This window comes from Methanosarcina baikalica (assembly GCF_031461075.1).
Lineage (GTDB): Archaea > Halobacteriota > Methanosarcinia > Methanosarcinales > Methanosarcinaceae > Methanosarcina > Methanosarcina baikalica.
Window position 1 is genome coordinate 1 of the sequence record NZ_JAVKPK010000102.1, and the last position, 8,957, is coordinate 8,957.

Below are 8,957 nucleotides of genomic sequence, written 5' to 3' on the forward strand. Positions count from 1 at the left end.
TTCTGGTTTGCTGTTACAGTTATAGTGACTGTAGTCGAATTGACTACTGTACCATTGAATATACCTGATGCAAACGCTGAATTGGTCACAGAACCGCCTGGAGTCTGGTTTGCTGTTACAGTTGTAGTGACTGTAGTTGAATTAACTACTGTACCATTGAATATACCTGATGCAAACGCTGAATTGGTCACTGAACCGTTATCAAGGTCAGACTGAGTTATCGTGTAATTAGCTGTTCCTATAACGCTTTGTCCAGGTATCAGGTCTTCAGCTGTTATATTCACGGTTCCTACTTTGTTGTCTGTAACCGTAATAGGTCCTGCAATGTTTACGTTTCCGGAGTTAGTTACATTGTAACTGTAGGTAATTGTCTGTCTTGCTGTAGAATAATTTGCAGGAGATGCGGATTTATTTATTGTCAGTTTTGGATTATGTACTGCAGGTACTGGGACATCACCTATAAACGGGTATAGGTGAAGCTCAGCAGAGCCTGGCATTGTCATCGATTTAGCAATCAGGTTTCCTTCCACATTTCCATTTGCATAAGTGAAATTAGCATATGGAGCTAGGAGGCTTCCTTTCCAGCTAACGCTCGACATTGACATGTTTGTCATATTATAGAAATTCCAGATAGCAGTCTGCCAGGCATTTCCACCATTATTACCATTGAAATTCATGTTACCAAAATATCCCGGTGGAGTATGTGGGAGGGAATCTGTTGTCCCTTCGACATTTATAATAACGCTTGAGCCTGATGGAACTACCAACTGAATCTCACCGGTGCCTTGCCACTGTACATTTGAAACGAAGAAAACGTTAAGGCTCGAATTCGTGCCTGTTAAATCTAACCTGCCCCAAGACTGAAGAATAACCGTCGTTCCTGGTGTTGCTGGCAAGCTGGCCCAGTATGAAGATAAGGATTTAAGGTAAATTTCCTCAGCAGTAAAGTTGATTGGAGTGCTTGGATTAAGCAAAACACCGTCGTCAATAGTTACACTCGTATGGCTGACGGTTCCACCCACGCACATATTACCATGGAACAGCTCACCATTGTTCCAGGTCGAATTGCCCCCTACAACCATTCCAATCCCTGCCGGGTTTCCACCAGCAGGCAATGAACTTCCTACGCCAAAACTCGAAAGTGTGGTATCGCCCCCTACGGCAAAAGCACCTTCAACGTCTCCTCCATTATGCAGTACATTCTTAAATATAAAGCCGTTGTAATTTTCGGCTGTTCCGAATGGATTTGTACTAGCAGTTACTGGTATTGTTAATAAAAATATTCCGATTATCAACAAAATTATGTGTCGCATATTGTATCGCATATTTATACCTCTTTGAGCATATCCCAAAACTCAAAATTTGAGGAGACAAAACGATATTAATAAGTCTCCAAAATTTGTTTTTGAATCGCACCTTTTGAGTGACTCATCAGAGTTTGAATCATGTAAAAATCCCAAATAAATCCTGATCTTATGAGAATAAATTGGGTTTTAGGACTGTTTGATAATTAGGTAATACAAGAACGGTGTAAATTTATCCACGATGAATATTGACACACGTGTATAAAAACTTTAGGCAGTATACTATAATTTTGGTTCCGTTGCAAAAAATCAGAGCATTTTACAAAATCGTTGGAAACATCCACAATAAGGTAATTTGAATGATCAAATTGGGGTTAAAATAACATTCAAAGGAAATAATAATAGCCTCAAAGTACAGGAAAATTATTTTTGCAATGGAACCTTTTTTGTCTTGTCGTCGCATTCTCACAGACGGACGTCTAATTTAATTTATCTATACCGCTTGGTTTTTTCAACATAGAGGCTGGAAGCGACGTAAAAGTAGTGATGTCGAGATTGGGACAGGTGTGACAAAGAGGCTGTCTTTATGGTTCCATTGCAAAAAAATTATGAAAGGGATTTATAGCAAATTTGTAACACTGCCATTGATTTCATGTTAAGTGCAAAACGAGGTCAAAAAGCTGCGAAACGTTTTTTTAAGAAAGCTTTGAGTTCTAATCATAATCAAATTCCAAGAGTAATAATTGTTGATAAGAATCCAGCTTATCCACCTGCTATAGATAAACTGAAAAATGATAAAATACTACCTAAAAACGTAGGCATTAGACAAATCAAGTATTTGAATAATATTATAGAACAAGATCATAGATCTATAAAGCGAATTGTTAATCCAATGTTAGGATTTCAGTCTTTTCAATCTGCTAATAAAACTTTAAAAGGAATTGAAGCTATGAATATGATCAAAAAAGGACAGGTTGATACTTTTAATTACTCGGTTCTTGATGAAGTTAACTTTATAAATAAGTTATTTGGAATACCTGCCTAAGTCTGGATGTTATCTGAGAAACATTCTGCTTTTTTACATTCTTTGGTGTGAAACTAAAATTTTGCTTCAATATTAGGATTTTTTGCACCACAACCTAGTTTTGAGACTGCTCGAATACCATACTTTTCCTGTTTTTTGAATAATCCTTGATTTATAAATCTGAGAGCTTACACCCCTTTAAAAACCTATAATAGGTTGAAACATCATTATTATGATAATGGGAAGTGATTTCGGCACACAAAATGCTTTAGATAAAAAAATCCAGAAAGCAGCTGGAGGTAAGGAAGAATTTCCGAGAAAAGTTTCCGCACAAAACCCAGCAAAAAAGGGCCCTGCAAAAATAGTTATTATTGGAGGAGGGGCCTGCGGTATGTCAGCTGCTACCCAAATTAGAAGACAGAGCGATTTTGAGATAACTGTACTATCACGAGATTCACACACTGCCTACAGTCCTTGTGGTATCCCTTTTGTTTTGAGTCGGGAAATTGATAGTTTTGAAAAACTCATTGTAAAACCCCTCGATTTCTATAGGGAAAACAGGATAGATGTTAAGCTAAATGAGGACGTTAAGTCAATAAACACTAGTTCAAGGACTGTTCGGACAGGGGAAGGGATTTATTCTTTTGACAAACTCGTGATTGCCACAGGGAGCCTTCCATTTGTACCTCAAACAAGTTGTACAACTAACATCCTCCCTTATGGCATGTTTACGCTGAGAAGCCTTGCTGACGGCATGCTCTTTGAAAAGGCACTGGAAACTGCCGGACAAGTCTGCATATTAGGTGGAGGAACAATAGGAATCGGATGTTCCGCAGCACTTGCAAGAAGGGGAATTAAAACTATACTCATAAACAGGAGCAAGAACCTCCTTTCTAGGCAGTTAGATCCCGATATTGCTGAACTTATAAGAAAACACCTGGAAAGTCTGGGTGTTGAAGTAATCACCGGCGAACCTATTATCTTTCCTGAAATGTTCTGGAAAGAAAAAGCTTTGCAAGTAGGAAATAAGCATTTCCCTGCAGACGTTGTGCTCCTAGCAAGCGGGGTAAAACCCGAAATTAGCCTTGCTCTAGAAGCCGGAATCGAGATAGGAAAAGCCGGAGGAATAGTTGCAAATGAAATGCTACAAGTAAAAGCAGGAGATGAATTTCTTCCTTATGTGTATGCAGGTGGAGGATGTGTTGAAGTAACGGATTTTATTACAGGGGAATCCAGACTAAGTCAGCTAGGTACGACAGCCAAGCGTATGGCCGAAATAATCGGCGACAATATCACAGGAAAGCAGACCACTTTTGGGCCCATTGCAGATCCTTGGGTATCCTTGGCAGGGGGTTTGCAGTTCGGTGGAGTGGGAATTACATCTAGGAAAGCTGAAAGCAATGAAATGAACTTGGTTACAGGATTTTCCAGCGGGCGCACAAGAGCTTCCTATTACCCGGGTAAAAAAGATCTATACATTAAACTCCTGTTTAAAGATGATTACCTAGTAGGCGCCCAACTTGTGGGTGGAGAGGGAATAAAAGAAAGAATAGATGCTCTTTCCCTTGCAATCAGGAAGAAAGCCACAATCAAGGATCTTCTTGACTTGGAAACTTCTTACGCTCCCCCAGTTTCAATGCTTGTAGACCCTCTCCGGCCTGCCGTAAAAGCCGCAATTCAAAATATGAGGGAAAGAGAAGATATCAAAACCCAGTAAGGATGGAATTAAAATAAATCCTCGAAGACACTAATAATTTTATAAGTAAACTAATATTAATGCTAATGATTTTTTAAACCTGGAGGGGATTTATTACGACTAAGATAAAGATTGGTGATGAAATTGAGGATTTTAGATTAAAAGACCACAGTGGAAAAGAAGTGCATCTCAATGACTTCCGTGGTAAAAAAGTACTCCTATCATTCCATCCACTAGCTTGGACAGAAGTATGTGCGGAGCAAATGAATTCACTTGAGGAAAATCAGGAGCTGTTTGGAAAACTAAATACAGTAGCTTTTGGGATAAGCGTAGATCCCATACCATCAAAAAAAGCCTGGGCCAAGGAACTGGGAATTACTCACATTAGATTACTTTCAGATTTTTGGCCACATGGCGAGATAGCTAAAGAGTATGGAATATTCAGGGACAAGGAAGGATTCTCCGAAAGAGCAAACATAATTATCGACGACAAGCAGGAAATAATATTTCTCAAAGTATATCCAATTCACGAACTTCCAGATATAGCAGAAATCATAAAAGTCCTAGAAAGATAAGGTCAATTCCTAGCAAAAAAGGATTTGCGTGATTACAATCGCGAGCAACAAGCTTCGATTGTTGCGGACTATTATATTGCACACAGTTCAGGCGGTTCAACTGCAGCTTATGATCTTTATATTGCAGAATTGAAAGCCGGGGAGTTATAAACGGCAAATAAACAGCAGCATGTTATCAATGCCTTCGAAAACTGATCCAGGTCTATAGTCTTTGTCCTCTACTATCTGTCTTCTCAGAATGTCTGATTCCTCAGGCAGAATTTGTTTTGCAAAATAACTAGGAGTATCAAAAGCTGATAGCTTGTTTTGCATATTCAAAAAATGCTTGTTTTATTTTTTCAATCTTTTCTTTCTCTGTTATCGCGATATCACACAAAAAATTCAAAATAAAAAGTTGTCCAATCAGGCGATTTGAGAAATAATTCCCCACTACCCTTTAGCTAAAACCTTTTTTATCGTTTTTCAATTTAAAAGTTTATTTGTTTTTAGAGTATATACCCGGTCTTGTATTTGTTGTTACTTTTATATAATTTTTTAATGTTTTCGTATTGCTGCCTGCATCATTGGTTGCTGTCAATATCACCGTATAATTCCCTGCTTTGGAATACTTATGTGTCGGATTCTGCTTGGTTGAAGATGTTCCGTCTCCAAAAGTCCATTTCCATGAAGTAGGTGTTCCTGTACTTTTGTCAGTAAACGCTATTGTTAATGGTGCATTTCCGGAGGTCTTGGATGCAGAAAAATCAGCAGTTGGAAAATAGCTAAGAGTAGCCATATAGATATCACTGGGATTATCCATTCCACTGCGCCAATCTATCCATACTATCCTGTCACCATAGATCTTAGGACCCTCTTGTTCTGAATCATTTGTAGTAATCCGGATTTTTGTGGAATCGGAGATATTGTACATGTAGATATGCCGAGGTCCAATACCCTCATCATCCCAAACTACCCTGTCTCCATAGATATCAGGTGCTACAGCTCCTTTGCTAGTGATCTGAGTTTCCTTGTGAGTAGAGATATCGTACATGTAAATATTGTAGACTCCATTAAGAGAATCCGTCCACACTATCCTGTCCCCATAGATAGCAGTTTCTATCGCTGATTTATGGTTGGTAATCCGAGTTTCCTTCTTCGTAGAGAGATCATACATGTAGATATCGGAATTTTTCCATCCATTAAGCGAATCAGGCCACACTATCCTATTACCGTAAATATCAGGGGTACCTGCTGATCCATGATTGGTAATCCTAGTTTCCTTCTTCGTAGAGAGATCATACATGTAGATATCCTCGTTTCTATTGCGCGAATCAGACCACACAATCCTATCGCCGTAGATAGCAGGGTTCATACCCACTGCTGATTCATGTGTGGTAATTCTAGTCTCCTTCTTCGTAGAGAGATCATACATGTAGATATCAGATCCATTGCCATTGCGATTATCTGCCCACACTATTCTGTTACCATAGATAGCAGGATACTGATACACACCCACTGATCCATTACTGGTAATCCGAGTTTCCTTTTTCGTAGAGATATCGTACATGTAGATATCCCCATTATAGCCAAAAGTAGTCGGATAATCCGCCCATACTATCCTGTTACCGTAGATAGCAGTACCTCCTGCTATTCCGTTGGTTGTGATCCGAGTTTCAGTTATTTTGGGTGTAGCTGCTGATGCTGCAGATGAAACGAGAACCAAAAATAAGATCAAAGCTACTGATGCCAAGGCTAATGAATGCGATTTTTTATTAGTTTTCATTATCCTACTCCTCACCTTTCGTTTATTTTTCATATAAAAAATGTTAATAATCTGAACTTATTCACATCCTTAAACGTTCCTATTTGAATCTTAAATTTATAAAAATCGTGTAATTTGAGAGAATTTCCCAGAAAAAAGGCATGATTGAAGAAAATCCGCAAAGAAATACCAGGTTATACCGGCACAAAAGACTATATTGAGAATTTAATGAGTTTTAGAAGTAAAATTAAAAGAATTAATGAGCCCTGCAGGAAAGAGTAGAAAAATTGCAGGACCGCAATGAAAAATTAAGGCTCTTCGCTGTTTCGAGTGGGTAGTTCATATCCACTTCCTATTGTGGGGGAGACGTAGGCAATATTCAGAAAATTTGTTATAAAAAATCACTTACAAGGTTGATAGTTATCATTTTCGGCCTGTCAATTTCCTAACTATGTAATTAATTTACCCCTACGAAACAGCGAAGAGCTACTAAACTCATTGTTACAACCATGACAAAACAAAAGCCAGACAACGATGAAAACCCTGAAAGCGTGACAAATGCCTTCATAGAAATTACTAAATTACTTCTCATAATCCTCGTAGTATGTGTAGCAGTCGCCGCCATACTCGCTGTCATAGTCACTGCCACATAAACGATTCCCAAAACAGTATGTTTGCAAAAATTTGGAAACAATTCCTATTCTCTCTGTCCAACTACCCGTAATAAAAGACAAAACTTAAGGAAAAGCTCTACTTTCAAGACCGAGTTTATACACTCAAAAGGGTATTCTGATTTTACTGTCCTAAGTACTTGCAAAGTAGAACAAGGATAAACAAATAGGTACTTTTTTAACAGTTGATTTTGGGGTATTTTCCGGCTATTTATTAGTAGGCCTATTAGTCCACTAACTATTCAAACGAATAATCTGTAAAATAAGTAACTTTTAGCATAGTTTCCGACTTTACACGAACATAGGACATTAAAAGCCCCAAGCTTTTTGGGTATATAAACAAACAGGCAAAAAAGAGAAATTTTATCAGTTTTTGTCCTTTTCTATGCAGACTCGGACAAAAGAAATAGTTTACAAAATTACAAGAATTGTAAACTATCTTTTGAGATCCTGGACATTTTCTCTAGTTTTACCCAGATTCTCTGCAAAAATCCTGTGAAAATTTATAGGATAGTTTACATTAGTTTCTAGATGGCACTATCTTTTGATAAAGTTTTTGCTTTTTCGCTAGGGTACTTTTTCAACAAATGTATTGAGAAAATTTACAGGAACTCAAAGTCCTCAGTAAAAGCCCCTTTAAAACAAATTAAATTAGTGGCTTCTGACATATCTTTTTTAGACTGTTACGGCAAAAATCAAGATTTCCCATATTTTTGAGAATTCTTCAAATGGCTGATATTTTGGCTCTGTGCCGAGGTAAAGTGCCTGTGTGCCTGGCATGTGCCAACCCTCTGTGCCTAGTAAAAACAGTATGAGTGTCAAGTGTGCCTAGTAAATATATGAAAAACTATGTTTAATAGTTGAAAAAATATTTTTTACTACAAAGACATACATATTTCTTATAGAGCCTCCTATGTAAAAAAAAGTCGGCACAAACTGCGGTTTTATCAGTGCAGTAGACTCAACTCATAGTAGGCACAAGTATCACGCTAACGATTATACCCTACTGATTGCGTTTAGTATAGGCACAGGTCTCAAAGGTCGGCACAGATCTTAAGAACCCTTACTGCCAAAAATTTAGTTGTGTGTTTCAGTGGTTTTTGTGTCATTTTTAATTTTAACATTTAGGCAGTAAACCTTACCGAACTTTTAATAATCGCGTAATGTGGATCTCATTAAACCATTTCTATACATGCTTTATACATATCTTGTACATACGGAATACATACCTCATACATATCTTCTATTTTTCATGCCTATATGCAAGGCTTTTCTATATATAGTATATATAGTATATACAGTATATATAGAAAAGCTTATTTATATACATTTATACTTACATATACGTATATGGGAGTAATAACTATGACCTCAATACAGCTTTCAAAAGTGAGAATTTACAGCATAAATATTCCCGTAAGAATTGCACGCTCAATGCATCTCCGCAAAGGGGAAAACGCAATTATCAGAAAAGGTAAAAAAGAAAATGAGTTTGTGGTCATGATAGAGAGGGAGTAAGTATGGCACCGAAAAACGATTTGCCGCTTTACAAGTGTCCTCGATACGCAAAATGATCTGTGAACAATTGTCCTCTCCATCCTGTTTATCCACATATACTGGTTTGCCCCGAAGATAAAGAGCAAAAATGTGGAGTTGCAAAGACTATCCGTGTCCGGATCTCTGCAGAATTCCCTGGGATGCTTAAAATGGGAGGACTGACTACAAGGGAATATGCAGCAAAAAAGAAATGGGATAATATGACTCCTGCAGAACAGGCAGCACGTAAAAATAAAATGGCTTTTGTACGTTCTCATATAGAAGCCAAAGACATGGACAGAGAATTACCCCAGAGTGCATAGATATGTGTGAGAGACTGAACAAAAGAGCAAATATTTTATCTGTGCCTTATGCAAGCAAAATGTTCAGTCTAATACCAAAAGAGTGTA

General features: G+C 37.8%; 9 protein-coding genes. 7 read left to right on the forward strand and 2 right to left on the reverse strand.

Going from position 1 to position 8,957, the window contains the following annotated elements; genetic code table 11:
- Positions 1 to 1,325: choice-of-anchor A family protein (locus tag RG963_RS15650; protein WP_310577212.1), on the reverse strand; the 1,325-nt coding region annotated here is incomplete at its 3' end.
- 631 nt (positions 1,326 to 1,956) lie between these two features.
- On the opposite strand from RG963_RS15650, the gene RG963_RS15655 reads away from it, so the two are divergent.
- The 4 genes from RG963_RS15655 to RG963_RS15670 all read left to right on the forward strand — a co-directional run bounded on the left by RG963_RS15655 (position 1,957) and on the right by RG963_RS15670 (position 4,749).
- A complete protein-coding gene (locus RG963_RS15655; RefSeq protein WP_310577213.1) occupies positions 1,957 to 2,349 on the forward strand; it encodes a DDE-type integrase/transposase/recombinase in 393 nt (130 codons plus the stop codon).
- Positions 2,350 to 2,566: 217 nt separating this feature from the next.
- Positions 2,567 to 4,045, forward strand: a complete 1,479-nt coding sequence (locus RG963_RS15660; RefSeq protein ID WP_310577214.1) for an NAD(P)/FAD-dependent oxidoreductase — start codon at positions 2,567 to 2,569, stop codon at positions 4,043 to 4,045.
- 122 nt (positions 4,046 to 4,167) lie between these two features.
- Entirely contained in the window at positions 4,168 to 4,599 is a 432-nt protein-coding gene (locus tag RG963_RS15665) for a peroxiredoxin (protein ID WP_310577220.1), read from the forward strand.
- A 24-nt stretch (positions 4,600 to 4,623) separates the two neighbouring features.
- Positions 4,624 to 4,749 carry a hypothetical protein gene (locus tag RG963_RS15670; protein ID WP_310577215.1) on the forward strand — a complete coding sequence of 42 codons (126 nt, stop codon included), beginning with the start codon at positions 4,624 to 4,626 and terminating at the stop codon, positions 4,747 to 4,749.
- A 325-nt stretch (positions 4,750 to 5,074) separates the two neighbouring features.
- Here RG963_RS15670 and RG963_RS15675 read toward each other — a convergent pair whose 3' ends face one another.
- Positions 5,075 to 6,361, reverse strand: coding sequence for a PKD domain-containing protein (locus tag RG963_RS15675; RefSeq protein ID WP_310577216.1), 1,287 nt, complete (start codon positions 6,359 to 6,361; stop codon positions 5,075 to 5,077).
- A gap of 488 nt (positions 6,362 to 6,849) precedes the next feature.
- On the opposite strand from RG963_RS15675, the gene RG963_RS15680 reads away from it, so the two are divergent.
- From RG963_RS15680 to RG963_RS15690, 3 genes are all read left to right on the forward strand, one after another.
- The gene (locus RG963_RS15680; protein ID WP_310577217.1) at positions 6,850 to 6,993 is read left to right on the forward strand and encodes a hypothetical protein; all 144 of its coding nucleotides are present in this window, start codon (positions 6,850 to 6,852) and stop codon (positions 6,991 to 6,993) included.
- 1,383 nt (positions 6,994 to 8,376) lie between these two features.
- Complete coding sequence (locus tag RG963_RS15685; RefSeq protein ID WP_310577218.1) at positions 8,377 to 8,529, forward strand: hypothetical protein; 153 nt, start codon at positions 8,377 to 8,379, stop codon at positions 8,527 to 8,529.
- Positions 8,530 to 8,588: 59 nt separating this feature from the next.
- On the forward strand, positions 8,589 to 8,870 hold the full coding sequence (locus RG963_RS15690; protein ID WP_310577219.1) for a hypothetical protein: 282 nt from the start codon (positions 8,589 to 8,591) through the stop codon (positions 8,868 to 8,870).
- Positions 8,871 to 8,957 lie beyond the last annotated feature (87 nt).